The 16101-nt window shown below is 50.7% G+C and carries 14 protein-coding genes; 1 reads left to right on the top strand and 13 read right to left on the bottom strand.

Annotated features, from left to right (window positions below; translation table 11 throughout):
• Positions 1 to 26: 26 nt before the first annotated feature.
• From ACE5LO_RS17725 to ACE5LO_RS17685, 9 genes are read right to left on the bottom strand one after another with little or no spacing between them, the layout of a single operon-like run.
• The gene (locus tag ACE5LO_RS17725; protein WP_375521338.1) at positions 27 to 1010 is read right to left on the bottom strand and encodes a hypothetical protein; all 984 of its coding nucleotides are present in this window, start codon (positions 1008 to 1010) and stop codon (positions 27 to 29) included.
• Positions 997 to 1548 (bottom strand): hypothetical protein, encoded by a 552-nt coding sequence (locus ACE5LO_RS17720; RefSeq protein ID WP_375521337.1) that lies wholly within the window; start codon positions 1546 to 1548, stop codon positions 997 to 999. The genes ACE5LO_RS17725 and ACE5LO_RS17720 overlap by 14 nt, the downstream gene beginning before the upstream one ends.
• A 16-nt stretch (positions 1549 to 1564) precedes the next feature.
• Positions 1565 to 1951 carry a hypothetical protein gene (locus tag ACE5LO_RS17715; protein WP_375521336.1) on the bottom strand — a complete coding sequence of 129 codons (387 nt, stop codon included), beginning with the start codon at positions 1949 to 1951 and terminating at the stop codon, positions 1565 to 1567.
• Positions 1952 to 1969: 18 nt separating this feature from the next.
• Positions 1970 to 2386 (bottom strand): ABC transporter permease, encoded by a 417-nt coding sequence (locus ACE5LO_RS17710; protein WP_375521335.1) that lies wholly within the window; start codon positions 2384 to 2386, stop codon positions 1970 to 1972.
• A gap of 44 nt (positions 2387 to 2430) precedes the next feature.
• Complete coding sequence (locus ACE5LO_RS17705) at positions 2431 to 4500, bottom strand: hypothetical protein (protein WP_375521334.1); 2070 nt, start codon at positions 4498 to 4500, stop codon at positions 2431 to 2433.
• Entirely contained in the window at positions 4497 to 6368 is a 1872-nt protein-coding gene (locus ACE5LO_RS17700; protein WP_375521333.1) for a P-loop NTPase family protein, read from the bottom strand. The genes ACE5LO_RS17705 and ACE5LO_RS17700 overlap by 4 nt, the downstream gene beginning before the upstream one ends.
• Positions 6368 to 7207: a hypothetical protein gene (locus ACE5LO_RS17695; protein WP_375521332.1), complete on the bottom strand. Its 840-nt coding sequence runs from the start codon at positions 7205 to 7207 to the stop codon at positions 6368 to 6370. The genes ACE5LO_RS17700 and ACE5LO_RS17695 overlap by 1 nt, the downstream gene beginning before the upstream one ends.
• Before the next feature lie 3 nt (positions 7208 to 7210).
• A complete protein-coding gene (locus ACE5LO_RS17690) occupies positions 7211 to 7969 on the bottom strand; it encodes a hypothetical protein (protein ID WP_375521331.1) in 759 nt (252 codons plus the stop codon).
• Positions 7970 to 7981: 12 nt separating this feature from the next.
• Positions 7982 to 9094 (bottom strand): SAF domain-containing protein, encoded by a 1113-nt coding sequence (locus ACE5LO_RS17685; protein WP_375521330.1) that lies wholly within the window; start codon positions 9092 to 9094, stop codon positions 7982 to 7984.
• 345 nt (positions 9095 to 9439) lie between these two features.
• Between ACE5LO_RS17685 and ACE5LO_RS17680 the strand changes: the two genes are divergently transcribed.
• The gene (locus tag ACE5LO_RS17680) at positions 9440 to 11011 is read left to right on the top strand and encodes a choice-of-anchor I domain-containing protein (RefSeq protein ID WP_375521329.1); all 1572 of its coding nucleotides are present in this window, start codon (positions 9440 to 9442) and stop codon (positions 11009 to 11011) included.
• 65 nt (positions 11012 to 11076) lie between these two features.
• On the opposite strand, the gene ACE5LO_RS17675 is transcribed toward ACE5LO_RS17680, so the two are convergent.
• The 4 genes from ACE5LO_RS17675 to pulA form a co-directional block, all read right to left on the bottom strand.
• A complete protein-coding gene (locus ACE5LO_RS17675) occupies positions 11077 to 11676 on the bottom strand; it encodes an MSMEG_1061 family FMN-dependent PPOX-type flavoprotein (RefSeq protein WP_375521328.1) in 600 nt (199 codons plus the stop codon).
• A 281-nt stretch (positions 11677 to 11957) separates the two neighbouring features.
• Positions 11958 to 12476, bottom strand: a complete 519-nt coding sequence (gene msrA, locus ACE5LO_RS17670; RefSeq protein ID WP_375521353.1) for a peptide-methionine (S)-S-oxide reductase MsrA — start codon at positions 12474 to 12476, stop codon at positions 11958 to 11960.
• 192 nt (positions 12477 to 12668) lie between these two features.
• A complete protein-coding gene (locus ACE5LO_RS17665; protein ID WP_375521327.1) occupies positions 12669 to 13304 on the bottom strand; it encodes a 50S ribosomal protein L25 in 636 nt (211 codons plus the stop codon).
• A 198-nt stretch (positions 13305 to 13502) separates the two neighbouring features.
• The gene (pulA, locus tag ACE5LO_RS17660; protein WP_375521352.1) at positions 13503 to 15908 is read right to left on the bottom strand and encodes a type I pullulanase; all 2406 of its coding nucleotides are present in this window, start codon (positions 15906 to 15908) and stop codon (positions 13503 to 13505) included.
• Positions 15909 to 16101: the final 193 nt, after the last annotated feature.

The raw sequence follows: 16101 nt of genomic DNA, 5'->3' as shown, positions 1-16101 counted from the left end.
AAAAAGTTTCACTAGAATTTGTCAGATTATTTTTTCACTGCACTTCCCGGAAAATAACCGGCCAAAGCCGCCTCCTTCTCACTTGTGAATTTTTCTATGATTTCACCCGCATGGTTATCGGAGGCCCGATAGTAGACTTTGATACCATCTTCCACGTATCCGAATATCTCCGTATTTTTAATCAGCCTGCTGCCGCCGAGCGCATAGCTGTTATAGCGATTCAGCCCAACTGGCATGCCCTGAATAAAGGAAATGACCCCGATATCGTTTATCGTGTTGTTCCATTCCTCCTGTTCCACACGCGGCAGCGTAAATGTGTAGGTTATGCCCAGTTTCTGTACATACTCGTTATAGGAATTAATGTAATATGCCAAATTGTCCTGCAGCACCGATATAATCGTCGTCCGCCGCACCTGTTCAAAAAGCACCGGATCGTCAAGCAGAGCTATGCTGTGGCCGGTAAGAACAGCGACGTTCGCTCTCGTCCCCTCAAACCACGTTTTCGCATCGGCGTCATAAGCATACACATAATCGTCCAGCGTAAAAGAAAGGCTGTTTCCCTGCTCATCTGCATAAGCAAACGGCTTTTTGGATTTCCATACCTGCTTGTTGACATTTTCTCCTCTTCCATTCCGGAAGGTTTCGTTGGTATACACCCACAAACCGTCGTAATCGACAACCGCAATCAGGGGAATATACGTTTTAAGCACCCCTTGGGCAGTTTCATCATCACGAATCCCTACATTATTAAAAAGCGTCTCGTAAAAAGCCTCTACTGCCAGTTCTTTATTGGCACGAATCCGTTTAAAAGAAGCATAGCCGCTCCCCAGGTCCTGATCTTCATTCAACTGCAGTGCAAAAGCCGCATCCTGCACCGCTGTCCGCACAGCTCCATCATAGAGCACAATCTTTTCCTGAGTCCTTTCCTGCTCCAGCACCCGTAAGTTATTTTGGAAGAAAAGTGGAAACACGATCACCACCAGCACAAGCGACCAGCTAATAATCTTCATTCAGTACCATCCCTCCATAAGGGATATAGATTCGTGTCGAGTCTCCTGAATGATCATTGGTTAAGAAGTTATGCATCAGGACAGCCTTGGTCGTATTCGTATTCCTCACCGTAATGGTGAAAAAGTCCCCCTCCCGCATGTAATACTTCCGGTTATCCGCAAAATCCGAACTGCCTCCCGCAGGAAATAGAACGGCCAAAATGCTTTTCGTGTATCGGGTCTCAAAATAAACATCTGTCTTCCCGGTAAAGGTAGCGCCATCAAGCGGGTCCAGATAGACCGGATTATACTGCTTTGCCTTATGCTCCATTTGAATATCATATAGATTTGAAACGCCAAGCTCCCTCGTAAAATCTTTATACATGGTTGGCGTAATGTATCCTTTGCTGCGCACAGCATCCACAAAATTGGTGGTCGCCTGATAAGCAATGTTATACGCTATTTGATCCTGCTGTTGATAGGCCGTTTGCATAGGATAGAAATAGAGCAGCAGACAAGCAACCATAATGGCAAACGGATAAAGCACATACCTGGCCATTTACGATCTCCATTTCTCATTGTTTTCTGAATATTAAACGTTCAAGCCCACCATCCCCATTCCTTTGATACGACGAGCTGTAGACAGCCCGTAAATCAATGATGGAAACCTCCGTATCTTCTATACCGGCGTCTTTGGAAAAAAGATAACCGTCCACCTGAATATCCGCTCCGAGCTCCGCAATTTGGAAAATGGACTGCATAACTCCGGCCCCGCTAACCTTCTCTTCTTCCTCCATCACCGGAATGACGACGATGTCCCGATCCCGGCTGCTCAGCACGGCATCCACTTTATCCAGTGCAACGTGGTTTTGAATAAACAATCCGACTCCAACTGCGGCCGCGCTGATGAACAGCAGAAAACCGACCGCAGTAAACAGCATTTTGGCAGTAATACTATCCATTTCGGCAGTTCCTGTCCATCAGCTTTGCGTAAATTCAATGCCTGTGACCACATTGTTCTCGTCACGAATGATCACACCTTTGAATTGTCCTGACGGATTGACATATTCACTGGAGGTAATATCAGTGGCGCTGCCGATACTGCCTTTGGTATAGAGGGTGCCGCTTTTGTTCTTGTTCGTGGACACCTTGACCGTAAAATTTTCTTTATTGCCGAATTTGCGAATGGTGTTCACCACCTGGCTGCCAGTCAAAATCGTATTATCATAGCCGGCATACGCCTGTCCTGACAGCTCGGTCTGAATGCCGGAAAACTCTGTCTGCGCTTGCTTGGCCCCCTCCTGGGCTGTGCCGAACAGTGTTACACTCAACGTAATCAAGGCGATAGCGAGGAACAAACCCGCTGCTCCGATTAATGCTTTTGCCGCTGTACCCATATCTCATACTCCCCTTTTCTAAATGTAATCAATAAAATATCAACTCACTGCACATTCCGTATTTGCTCAAAAGACGCCCCGGCCTGTGTCATGCTCAAGTAAATCATCGGGACCACCAAATAAAGAAAGATTAAGTACATGGAGGGCGCCAATCCAAAGATTCTGCCCCAGAACGCTTTTCGCTCAATCAGTCTGCTGAAGTGTTCTTTACGCTTTTCGGCGTAATACTCCTTCGTCAATTCCAGATCGTCAAAGGCCTGCAGCAGCGGAATCTTTTCCACCGATAACCTCAGCTTTTCAACAACCCTGACAAAAGGCTCAAAAGCCACTTCCTCACCCAGTATTTCCAGTGCTTCCTCCTGTCCGCTGCTGTAGTTGTTCAGGCAGTTTTTAATCGGGTCCTTAAAAATAACGCTGTATCTCTCCATCCACTCAAGCACCGTTTCGACATCCATTCTTTCAAACTGGGCCAGAATGGATATAATCGTATGGAACTGATCCACCTCATCCTGCATCTCCATATAACGAATCTTTTTCTGGAAATACAGCAGCCAGAGAGGTATATGAAAGGCTGCACAAGCGAGCAGCAGGCAAACCAGCAGCTCCCACCACTTGAAGTACTCATTCTGAATGTCCACATATTTTTGATAGATCCGGTTGGCCGTAAATATCATCGTTGCATCATTGCTACTGGTCTCTGTTAACGTGCTTACCAAGGGGATCAGCGATGATGGCGATACCTCTGCCGTTTCTCTCAGCATGACAAGCACGGAGCGGTCAAAATCGGTATTCTTTTGTGCAACCACCAGCTCATCCGGACCAAGCTTCCCGAAAATTCCCGTCCCCCGCAAAGGATCATGCAGTACATGCTGGATAGATAGCGAGTGCATATAGAAAAACATGAAGACAGTGCCTATCAAAATAATCCCGCTAAGCAACAGGCGCTGTACGTACAGCCACTCCAGTGTGAGATAAGAGTTGGCTTCCTTGATCAATACCATGAGCTGAAAATGAGCCTTTTTGTGCGGCGCAGGTACAAAGCGGTCTACTATCCAGCGCAGCAAGGGGATTTTCGTGTACAAGAGCTTCTCCCAAAGCAAACGCTCGCTCTTGGCTACGTACCTGGCCTCGTCATTTGCCAGCAGCTTCTTGATCAGCTCGTAACACAATAGCACGACAAGGAAGAAAAAGACCTTGATAAAGAACCCGAGCTTGCTCGAATAAAAATCGCTCATGACAGGAAAGTAGGTTTTCGCCCACAGCTCAATCGGTTTTACAAACAGCACCGAAAGCACGGCAATCGTCGATAATCCTTTAAGCAAATAGTTCAGCCGCTCTCTTCGTAAAATTTCATAGTTCACGTCCTGGATCAGCTTGGCGATCGCACTGAGGTACATGGACGAATTTCTGACAATCCGGTCCCCGAATTCAGATACGAGAAAGGAAAAGCCGGTAAACATCTTATAGTACTTGTTGGGCGCAACCTCGTAGTAAATGTCCAAGGCCTTGTGCTGATCATCTGCGGTCAAAATTTCATAAATTCGCTCGCCATGCCGGGCCGCCTCATGAGGGGCAGTAAGGCTCGCTTCATAGATCGCCTCTTCCACATTCCGGGTCCGCTGAAATTGATGCCTCGTATCCTCAAACAGTGTGATGGACTGCTTCAACATCCGGTCCTCCACACGGTTCACAAACGTGGTGATCATCACTCCGTTCAGAACGACAGCGCCAAAAAGAATAAAGAAAATGGTGAACACATCGCGGCTGATCAGACAAAACAGCAGCACCAGAATCGCCGTCGAGCTTAATGTAATAAAAGCAATATGCATCGTCTGCCGGCGAATCGCGTACTCATCGAAGGAATCCAGCACCTCCAGCCGCTTGCGGATCTTCCAGATGTATTTTCGCAGCAAAGGCAATCGCTGAAACTGAACATAGGATTTCTGATAAAGCAGATTCAGGCGATGACGGCTCGCTCTCTTCCCGAACAGTCTCTCAAAAACATCGCTCTTCCTTCTTCCTTCCGCGTTTTTTACGAAGGCGATCAAGGCAAAGGCGATCATAAACAGTAGAAACATACCGAAGAAAAAGCCGGTAAGCAGCCAGTTGTTCATGCGGGCACCTTCCAGTAGGCTGCAAGCAGCTCCGCAAATTCCGCCCGGTCCCTGGCATTCATGTGCCGTATCATTTCCGCCTGCTGCCGCTCCGAAATCGGATGCTTGGCGATATACGCGCCATCCTGGAATACGACGATATCTTTGCCTTCGAACGTTTTGCGATCCGTCATGCGTCTATAAAACTCGATGGCTGCCTGCCCGGGATCTTCAGGATAGGTGTGCTGATCCAGCAAGGGCACACATTCCGTAATCCGTTCGATATATCTGCGCCCTTCCGCATCCTTGAACAGATGGATGTCAAAATCCAGTACGCTGACCACCTGCTGCTCGGCAATGGATTCATTACGGAACAGTCCGGTCTGCAGCGTTGAATTCCGCAGGGAAAATACGAGATCGCGGAACGTCTTCGCATGGTGCGACAAAATGGTGAACAAGCTGGCAACGGTACCGGCCTGCAGAAACCAGGCAACCTGCTCCGCGGTCGCGGCCTCGCCGATAATGTTGACCGCTCCATCCGTTTTTTTCTGAATATCCATCCCTTTTTGGCCAGTGATATCCGCCGTTTCCCGAATGGATACGACGTTCCGCTGCGGAAACAGATTCCTTAAGTGCAGCTCAAAGGCCATTTCCTGTACCCGAAGCGTTAAATACCCGGCTACATAACGTGTCATGGCCATCATCAGCGTTGATTTACCTGTTCCCTGATCCCCTGTGACCGTAGTCACTCTGGCTCCTTTCATAAGGAACGGGATCAGACGAATGGGCAGTTCAGTGTTTCCGAATGTGTATTCCCGGTCCCTTGGATTCAGGAAATGCTCCAGCTCGGTGTATGTGAGATTGAATTTCCGGTTGAAAAACACCCATGACTCCGCAAACGGGGGACGCATCACAACAATCCGCGAATTGTCCTTCATATCGTTGACGATAAAGCCGTTCTGCTCCGTCAGCTGACCCGGATTGTTCCATTTGTAGATCGTTTGACAAATCCGTTTCAGCTCCAGTTCGCTGCCAAAGGACAGGAAGGACAAATGCATCGTTTTACCCCGGTACATAATCCATACCGAATGGGTGTTATCATGCCCCGAGCTGGCTTTCATCACCTGCAGCATCTGCTCTTCATCCTCAATAGCCTGCATGGAGGCAGGAATGCCGGATACTCCGCCCGATACACCGTCGATTTCCATATACCGGATCTCGTCTATGACGCCAAATCCTTTGAAGCTCTGATAAATCCGCTGCACAATGACCTGCATCTTATCCTCGAAAGACAGCAAGCCTGTGCACTTTTCGCGGTAAATTTTGCTTATCTCATCCTCTGTGATGATGTAGGATTCCGTCTGCCCTTCTTCAATCACGGATTTAAGCTCGTCCAGCCGGTATTCTTCAATCATCCGGGGAAGCGCCTTGTAATGATGCTTTTTCTTGTACAGCTGTATTAAAATATCGAATTTGTCCCTGGCGCTAAGCCTGTCCGGCTCTTCAAAGGGCAGGACATAGTCTGCATTGCGCTCATTCATGCCATAATCCCTGATCAGCAGATCATAAATCAGATCCTTGACATACATTTTGTCGTACAAGTCACCGCTGTTGCAGCCCTTGAGCGCAGCCTTCAGCTCGGTGCGCATATGCTTTTGGCGGTTGAAATCCTCAAGGTCCAGAGCCAGGTCATACAGATTCGCACCTGTCATTTCATTGAATTTGTCTTTAATATACTGGGTCATCTGCTTGATGCTGTACCGCTCCGTGTCCTCCGGCGTTTTCTTTTCTTTCCGTACAGCCTGCGGATGCCTCAGCTTGTAAATCAGGTATGACAGAAGAGCGGTCAGCAGGATTCCAATACCGATGCCATTCCAAATGACAAGCATCAGGATACTCCCCTCTCGATTCGCTTGATCTCTGTATTGACCCCGATCTGAGACAGCATCTCCTTGGCAGCCTTCCTGACCTCCTGAAAGAAAGGATAGCTCTCATGCCTCCGCCCGGCATTACGGGCACGCCGGAACCAGCCGAGCACATCCTTATCATTGAAAGCATCCCGGTAATCCGAGCAGTACGGAATGACAAAGAGCGGATCCTTGATCCCGAATTTCCGCCTGATATTCGTCGCGTTATATTTGGAATGGGGATCATACTGTCCAAGCAAAATCATTTTGTTCTTCTCCTGCAGTCCGGACGGCCACTGCTCCTGACTGGCATAACGCTCCAGCGAGTTCAGATCCTGGCTCAGATTAACTACGACAAGGTCCGAGCTTTGAATAAGCTGATTTGTTGTCTTATTTACCCCGCCGCTTTCAATATCCAACATGATGGTCTGATAATATCGCCTTGCCTCATCAAATATGGCGGCCATAACATGCTCAATCCCTTCATGGCCGGATTCATCCGGCTTGCTGGTGCCTGTCAAAAGATCCAGCCGTCCAGGTTCAAGCGATAAGGTATGGTTGCTGATGCCGGACGCGCTCAGCCGCTTCGTTTTAAACAGCCGCTCGAGCGCATCCATGCCGGTCGCTGCCGAGGTCACGAAATTTTTGATTTGCAGTTCCTTGGATTTGAGAAAAGCGTCCTCCAGACTCGAATTCCCGAATTGGGTCCGGGCGATCAGTGTCCGGATATCATAATCCAGTCCAATCATGGCCCCGGCCGCGGCACAGTTCGCCGTATTCCCCCGCCCGTGATTCGGGCTCCAAAATGTAATGATCGACATGTCTTACCTTCCCCTTTCTGCCGCCTTCAAGGCCAGCCGCAATGCGTTTCTCTCCACATCAGTTACAGCCGCAAGAATGCTGAGCAGCGTCTTTTTTGTGCTTCTGGATAGTCCTTTCAGCTTCAGCCTGTTCTCATACTGCATGCGCACACCTGCTATGTAGTCCATTTCATCGTAATAAAATTCCACATCCTGCTCGTCAGGAAATACGGTGTTCAGATGGCCTGCAGCAGTCTCCATAAAAGCTTCACTAACCGGGCTTTCTGCCGCCATGTACCTGATGCGAACTATTTGCAGGTCATCCCCCTGTTGCTCCTGCAGAAGCTTCCGCAGCAGCTCAGCATTACGCTGAATCGTATACCGCTCGCTGTTGGTGACTAACGCATAGCTGCTGATGCCTCCCCATGCCGTCAGCAACGAGGCTTCCAGCGTATCCGTATGATCGATATCCATGAGCACAAAATCATAGCTTGTGTACTGCTCGTTGTTTCTTTGGAAAAAGCTCTCCAGCGACTCATGAATGGCTGCTCCGTTTTTAAAGCTGTGTTCGAAGCCTGACGCCACATCAAAACCATCAAATTCAATGACTCTGCTGCCTCCCTTCAAACCGTCCCCAGACAGCTCCGGAACTGCAAACTGATACTTCTGCAGCACGGTGCCGTCGATAATCAGCACCTTTTTGCCGGCAGACGCCATAATTTTGCCTAGCCAGAGCAGCAGCCCTCCCTTATCACAAGCGCCTAAAAACATAATGTTTTGCAAACCTGCACCTCCTTAAGGTTGAACACTGCCCCCGGGCACCTGTCCGTAGATGTCATCGTCGCTTGCCGCAGCGGTTCCCTCCGTTTCCTCCAACAGCTTCGGGTTTTGTGGATTCCCGTTTGTCGGAGGGGTGGGGGAATTGGAAGCCGTCGTATGCTGGCGTTCAGCATAGTCGTTATTTTCTACAGGCAGCCCATCTTTGACGGGAGGCAGCTGTGAAGCGTAGCCTGAACTGCTGCTGTCTGTCAGCATATTTGAAGCTGAGGCATTTTCATTGTTACCTCCTGCGCCTGTTGCGCCAGTACTGTATCTGCCACGCTCTGCCTCGGACATGGCCGCCAGATTCATTTCCAGGACGTTTCTTTTCCGCGATTCAAGCTGCTCTGTCGCCACCTTTACAATGTTCGGATCGGACTGAATCAGCTTCTTGACCTCGTCCTTAGGTGGATAGGTTACGATGGCCTTGTCCTGCATATAAGGATCGACGTAGCTCAACGCGTAGATCGTTGCCTCATTGATATAGGCATCCACAATGGCGCTGGACATCATCAGAATCTCCTGCTCATCCATCTCGTAGGAAATCAGTCCCCCTGACAGATCCTTTACTTTCTTCTTGGACAGGACGATGTAGTCTTCACCGGTCGGGAATTTGATCCGGACATCGACATAATGATCCGGCCCCAGCTTGGCAGGCAGTTGAATGAGCCTGAATTCCTGATTCCGCAAATCATCCGGGGTGACCCCATTCTCAAACAGCATGGATCCCGTGACCGCCGTATTTTTGGGAAGGTCAATCCTGGTGTATTTGCCGACGATGTCCTCTCTGTTCATCACATTTTCAGGCACGGACGCCACAGGGATATTTACAAGAGCAATATCCGTCTCCGCGAGCGCATCCCCGGCTTTGTGATCACTTACAACTACAGGGACCTGCCTCATCTCCTGCTGCAAAATTTGCTTCGTATCCGCAAGTTCCTGCTCCAGCTCCGCTGTTTCCTGCGAATAATCTGTCTCAAAACTTCTGAACAGCAGCACACCGATGGTCAGGCATACGATCAGCATGACGACCGCACCCACCGCACAAGCCAGCACCAATTGCCTGTGCCGCACACGTAATCTGGACATATCTTCTCTCCTTTGCCGGAACGGAAAACAAAAAAGCACCGACCATTCTCCCAAAGGAGATGATCGGTGCTTCCGATAGGTTCCGCTATTCAAATTATTCCCATTATAAAAATAAATGCTCATCCCGTCAACTATCATTTTTAAGGAGAGGGTGATTTATTGAACTTTGCGGCTATGGTACTGTGAGCAACAGTGCTCCACCGCATTTTTTACATAACTCGGACAAATTTTACGTACATCCCAGTCTGCCTTAACATAAAGAAAATATAATTTTTACAAACAAAGAGCGGACAGCGTTTTCTGTCAAAGCCCGCCCAAAATATTGACTAAAAAGGGGAATATGACTTGAAAAAGACGAACAAATGGCTGTTCACCATGGCGGCAGCTTCCATTGCCGTACATACCGCTGCCGCCCTGCCGGCTGCGCATGCCGCCGAGGCTGAAGGCAAAGCAGTCCGTGACATGGTATCGAACATGCAGGGGACTTTGAAATGGGATACCCGGGATAAAAGCGTAAATGTCAGCCTTGGCGATACGACCGCTGTTTTCCGGACCGGATCGGCGAAGGCCGTTCTGGATGGTGAAGAAGTTACACTCGATCAGGCGCCATATATAGAACACGGCAAGCTATACATTTCTGATCAAGCTGCCGAGCAGCTGCGTGACCGCGTGATCGCCGCACAAAACGGGACCGGCTATAAGCTTGCCGGTTCGTTTCAGATGCCGAGCGGCAAGGCCGAGATCGCCGCTTCCACTCCGGATGGCAGCCGCCTGCTCGTGACCGAGGCGGATAAGGGCAGTGTAAGCGTTCTGGATATCACCTATACAGACCAGGTTAGTGAAATAAAAAATATCAGCTTCCACAGCCTCTCCGACAAGGCGGAAGTCACCAGCGTCGCGGTTATGCCTGACGGCAAGCATGCTATCGCCGTTATCCGCACCGGTGACAACTTCAATGATCCGAATCCGGGGATGGCTGCCATCATCAATTTGGATACCTACGAAATTGCCAAGGTATACGAGACCGGCATCGGCCCGGACTCCATCGCCATCTCCCGCGACGGCAACTATGCCGTGATTGCGATTGAGGACGAAGAACTTGATCCAAAGACAGAGGAATTTGATTATACGGCCAACAAGCGCCCGGGCAGCATCGCCGTGCTTCACTTCCCGAAGGGCAACGTGCTGGCAGGTGAGCTGGTTCAGGTGCCAGTAGATTTGAGCGGCGTTGAAGGAGCCATCTATCCACATGAGCCGCAGCCGGAATATGTGGCTATCAGTCCGGACAGCACAACCGCGGCGGTAACTCTGCAAGAGAATAACGTCATTGCGGTTGTCGATCTGAAGACGCGGAAGCTTGTGCGGATATTCGCCCTCGGCACGACCACCCATGCTGCGGATGCGAAGGATGACGGCCGGGTATCGTTTACAGACGAAATTACGGCCCGCTATGAGCCGGACGGCATCGCCTTTACCACGGACGGACGCTATCTTCTTACAGCGAATGAAGGGGACCTTGGCGGGAATGAATTCAAAGACGGCGTGAAGGCCGGCGGACGCAATATCGCGGTGTGGAGCCTTGAAGGCGATAAAATCTACGACAGCGCCGATATGATTGACAAGGCTGCGGCCCGGGTCGGTTTGTATCCGGATGGACGCAGTGAGAAGAAGGGCAGTGAGGTGGAAAATCTGACGATCGCGAAGGTGAATGGACGTGATATTGCGGCTGTTGCCTCCGAGCGTGCGGACGCCATTCTGTTTTTCGATCTGTCGAATCCAGAGGCTCCAGCCTTGCTTGGACTGATTCCAACGGCCGGCGAATCACCGGAGGGAATCCACTATGTGAACACAAGCGATACGTTCATCAGCGCCGATGAAGGCACTGGCACGATCAGCTTCTATAAACGGCAGCAGTAAAAACAAAGGCAGCCGAGCGGAGTGTTCCCCATTCCGCCCGACTGCCTTTTTAAAGATATTAGACTTCAGTCCGCCTTACGTGCGTTTTTGTTCAGCTCCACATGCGCGCGGAACATTTCCATGATGGACGGAAGATTTTCTCTCTCTGGCCAAGTGTCCGGATTCCATATTTTCGACTGCATGAATGCACGCGGACAATGCAAGAAGCATTCCTCCACTTCGACAACGACGCACATTCCTGTTGTTTTGCCTTCCCACTGCATCTGCTCAAGCAGCTCCGGATCTCTCGTAATCCATGCTTTTCCGTTAATCCGCAGCACTTCATCCAGACCGGGGATCAGAAAGATCATGCCGACCTGCGGATTCTCAATAATATTCAGCAGCGAATCCACCCGCTTGTTCCCCGGACGCTCGGGGAAAACCAGCCTGCGCTCATCCAGCACCTTGACAAAGCCGGGTCCGTCTCCGCGCGGAGAGGCATCACAGCTTCCGCCGGCGCTGCTAGTAGCGAGGAAAAAGAGCGGAGATTGCTGCAGATATCCCCGAGTATGCTCCTCTATGACAGATACAACCTTATGCTGTACGCGATCACTCGGAATCCCGACAAGCTCCCTGAGCTCATCCGGGGACGTCATAATGTGCTGCATCCATGATGGTGAGTTCATAGGTTCCTCCTCCCGATTAGTGCTGACATGCGCATCCTTCTACCTATCAGTTATACGTTTTGAGACTATCAATCCGCTTCCAGACGCTGAACAGCCTCACTCTGTGCTTCCAAGCCGGTCAGACGGTCCAGCTCATATTCACAGGCACGGATGCTGAGTCCTAGCATGATATAAATTTAGATAAGGAGCCCACGTGCTTAAAATGAATTTTCGTCAAATAATAAGCAGCCCTACAGGTCTGCCTTTAGCATTGCTGACGATCTCTGGCGGACAGTCCAAGCTTAAGCCTGCCAATGCTTCTGAATATGCTCGTCCCGTCCCGATTTTTCGCGGTCTTCCTTGTAATGCTTCGTATTCTTCTTATGGTAATCCTGGTGGTAATCTTCGGCAGGATAGAATACAACCGCCGGCAAAATTTCCGTGACAATCGGCTTGTCAAATCTGCCGCTGGCCGCCAGTTCCTGTCTGGAGCGTTCGGCCGCTTCCCGCTGCTGCTCATGATGATAGAAAATAGCCGTCCGGTACTGCGGCCCCCTGTCATGGAACTGGCCGTCCGGGTCCGTCGGATCGACCTGCACCCAGTACAGCTCCAGCAGCTTCTCGTACGGGAACAGCTCCGGATCAAACGTGATTTGCACCACCTCATAATGCCCTGTCGTGCCTTTCTTAACTTCTTCATAGACCGGGTTCTCTGTCGTCCCGCCCATATATCCGGATACGATGCCGTGAATGCCGGGCAGCTCCTCAAACGGAGTGACCATACACCAGAAACATCCGCCGGCAAAAGTGGCTTTGTGTATCATGAGTCCATATCTCCTCTTCAGCATTTGCAACGCAGATAAGTCTATCCACGCTTATTTATTATAGTGCTTGTACCTTATTAAGCAAACAGATCATACCGGACGTACTTCCTCCGAAAAAAAGATACCCCAGAGCCAAACAGCTCAAGGGCATCATTGCTCAGGCCAACAACCTGTATATTCTGTTCACTTTTACGATTCGTCTTCTGCTGCTGCATCTCCTGCAGACACATCCTCTGCCTTCTCAGCCGTCTCACCCTCTGCTTCAACCCCACGCGGAATCACGATGGAAGCAAGCAGTTCTTCTGCAGAGGAAATCAGCTCTACTTTGTCAGGCAGCTTAATGTCTCCCGCTGTCAGCTTGTCCCCGACTTCCATGCCTGAAATGTCGGCCTCGATCACAGATGGCAGATCATCTGGCAGCGCCTCGATCTCAAGCTCTATTGCCTGCACCTGCAGCATGCCGCCTGTCTTGGTGCCCGCCGCAGTGCCCTGATAGTCGATAGCCACACGAACACGGATCGGTTTGTTTTTGGAAACCTTCAGAAAATCAGCATGCAGCCATTTGCCGTCACGCTCCTGATAATCCTTAATCAGCACCGGCACCTTGCGACCGCCTTCCAATACCAGATCCAGCATTTCCGTACGTCCCGTCCGGATCAATTTCTTGAATTCCTTGGCATCCACACTTACCGGAGTCCCCTCCATATCGGAGCCATACACGACCGCTGGAATACGGCCATTCAATCTCAGCTTGCGCAGTTCCGAGCCCTTCGTCTCCGTTCTCGGCTCCGCCGTCAGTTGATTGCTTTTATTGCCGTTAGCCATAGTACATAACCTCCCCAGGTTCTCTTCACAAGTGGCTGTGCCTTATATTCGGGCCGACTGCCACAGCGGCAAGACTGCAAGCAAAAGAAGCCCATAAATATACCTTAACCATTTTACGGATCATTGACACATTTTATGCAAAAAAAGACGCTTTCTCTCCTGAAAGAGACAAAAGCGTCTTCACTGTTCCGCACCCTGTCATACCGCCTGTACCGTCACCGTTCCGCTGCGAATGATGACCTGGACCGTCTCGTTCCCGCCACCAAGCTCCAGATAGCGGTCCATATCGATATCCTTGTCCTCCCACTGGTTCAATCTGAAAATATACCCGATTTTTCGCACATGCGGAGCTACCCGGATACGAGCTACAGCCAGTCCCTCCCCGATCATCGTGAGCGGTACATGCCCATCCTGTACGCCGGTTCCCCAAACCCAGACATTCCACCCTTCATACTGTCCATCCGTACGCTGATAGTACATCTCGACTGTACGGAAATGCCCGGTTTGCTCTCCCGCTCCCGGCATTTTGCTGCCCGTATTTCCACCCTCATCGGAAAGCGCATCATCCGCATCATCATGCAGCACCATCATGGACCAACGGGGGATTGTTACCCTATCGCCCTCCGCGATGGAAAGTGTTTCCGCGCCTGCCTGGCAATCATTAACGACAATATGCCACCGTTCCGAATCGTCAGGCAAAAACATCGTTTCATCCCGGTCTGACCCGTTATAAATCACCACTATATTTCTCCAATCGTCCCCGTTGGCATATCCATGCAGCCGAAAAGCGACCACATGATCGGAGGCGCGTAAAATTTCGAGATGCCGTTCCACCTGCTCCCGGGTCCTCATACGGAAAGCGGGATGGCTGCGCCGCAGCGCAATCAGCCCTTGGTAATAGCGGAACACCGGCAAAAAGCGGGCTTTATTGCCCCAGCGGATCGCATTGACTTCATCTCCGCTGCGGTAGCTGTTATGATCCCCATACTTGGAGCGCAGCAATTCATCGCCAGCATGGATAAACGGAATGCCCTGGGAGGTGAGGACCATGCTGTTGGCCAGCAGAGAGCGGCGCACCGACTCTTCCTTCAGCAAATCATCCCCATTAACCCGGTGGTATGGATCCGCGGATTCCACCGCCTCTGCCGCACTCCGCCCGTCTGCTGGCATCCCCTGGTTCCACTCGGGAAAAGAACAGGCATGACGCATATGACGGGTTGTAATGATTTTATCCCACAAATTCAGATTATCGTGGGCAGTCACATAGTTGATCGTTTCAGAAGGCACCTCGGTAAAATCGTAAATAGCCCCGCGGATACCCTGCACCACATCATCTTCCTTGCCCCAGGCGCCGGTGGCAAAGCCAGTGCCCCAGCCGTCGCTGTCACCTTTAATCGCATTGCGGAAATTATCGTTGAACACAGCAAAGCCTTTGCCGCGCTGCGCTCCTTTAAGCGTTTTGTGTTGCAGAGGCGAATCTCCGCCGGTCCAGGGCTCCCCGTAAATCATCATGCCAGGAAATACCTCGCTGCGCAGCTCTTTCGTGAACTCCTCAACTGTAGGCGTATCGATCAGACCGAGCAGGTCAAAACGGAAGCCATCCACATGATACTCCTCGGCCCAAAACCGCAGCGAATCCTTGATAAACTTGCGGACCATCGGCCGCTCGGTTGCCAGCTCGTTGCCTACCCCCGAACCGTTCGTCAGCCTGCCCTGCTCGTCGGTGCGGTAAAAATAACCGGGAACAATCGGTTCAAATGGCCCGTCATCAACAGAAAATGTATGATTGTACACCACATCCATAATGACGCCGATGCCTGCGGCATGAAGTGTCTGTACCACCTGCTTGAATTCGCGGATTCTTGCGGCCGGGTCCGCGGGATCGCTGGCATAAGAGCCTTCAGGCACGTTGTAATGCTGCGGATCATAACCCCAATTATAGACTGAGCGGTCCCCCGCAGCCACGGCCAGCTCATTCACCGTCTTGTAATCCGGCACCGGCATCAAATGCACATGCGTAACACCCAGCTCCTGCAAATGATCAATGCCGATGCTGTTGCCCTGCGTGTCCTTCAGCCCGGTTTGCAGGAAGGCCCGAAAGCCTCCGCGCCCGCCCCCATAGGGAGCTTCCGGATCGGAGGAAAAATCCCGCACATGCAGCTCATATATGACAGCATCCAGCGGTTCCCCATGGTGGGGCCGAACGTCATTTTCCCAGCCTGCGGGGTCGGTCTCAGCCAGATCGACAATGGCGGACCGCTGTCCGTTAGCGGAAACGGCGATGCTGTATGGATCAGCAGCATAATGTGGCTCTCTGCCCGGCAAAGTGACGAGGTACATATAAAAATAGCCGTTCCAATCCCCCTGCAGCTTCAACGACCACACGCCATATTCATTCCGGGTCAGCGGAAACTCGCGGCCACCGCTATGATCCGTCACATTTCCATGCTCATCATATTCACCTGCATCTTCATACAAAGCCAGAGTGACATGCTCCGCCGTGGGAGCCCATATGTTAAAAAGACAATCATCCTTCGTATAGGTCAAACCAAGGTCCCGGCCGTTGTAGACCGGAATGAGAGATGCTTCATTTCCCACCTGCATCACCACCATCATTTTCAATACAGCGCTATCATACTCGCTTTGGAATCACATATTACTCCGATAAACCGAATCTGTCCATTGACCACTACTACCATTTATGCTTCCTGAACCTCTTTTGTATACCTTCACGCCAATAAATATATCAGATATAACGGACTTATTTCCTGCCGCTATTAGTCAGCCGCATATCGAA

Source organism: Paenibacillus medicaginis (assembly GCF_042138635.1).
GTDB lineage: Bacteria > Bacillota > Bacilli > Paenibacillales > Paenibacillaceae > Paenibacillus > Paenibacillus medicaginis.
This window is presented reverse-complemented; position numbering and strand designations above follow the sequence as displayed.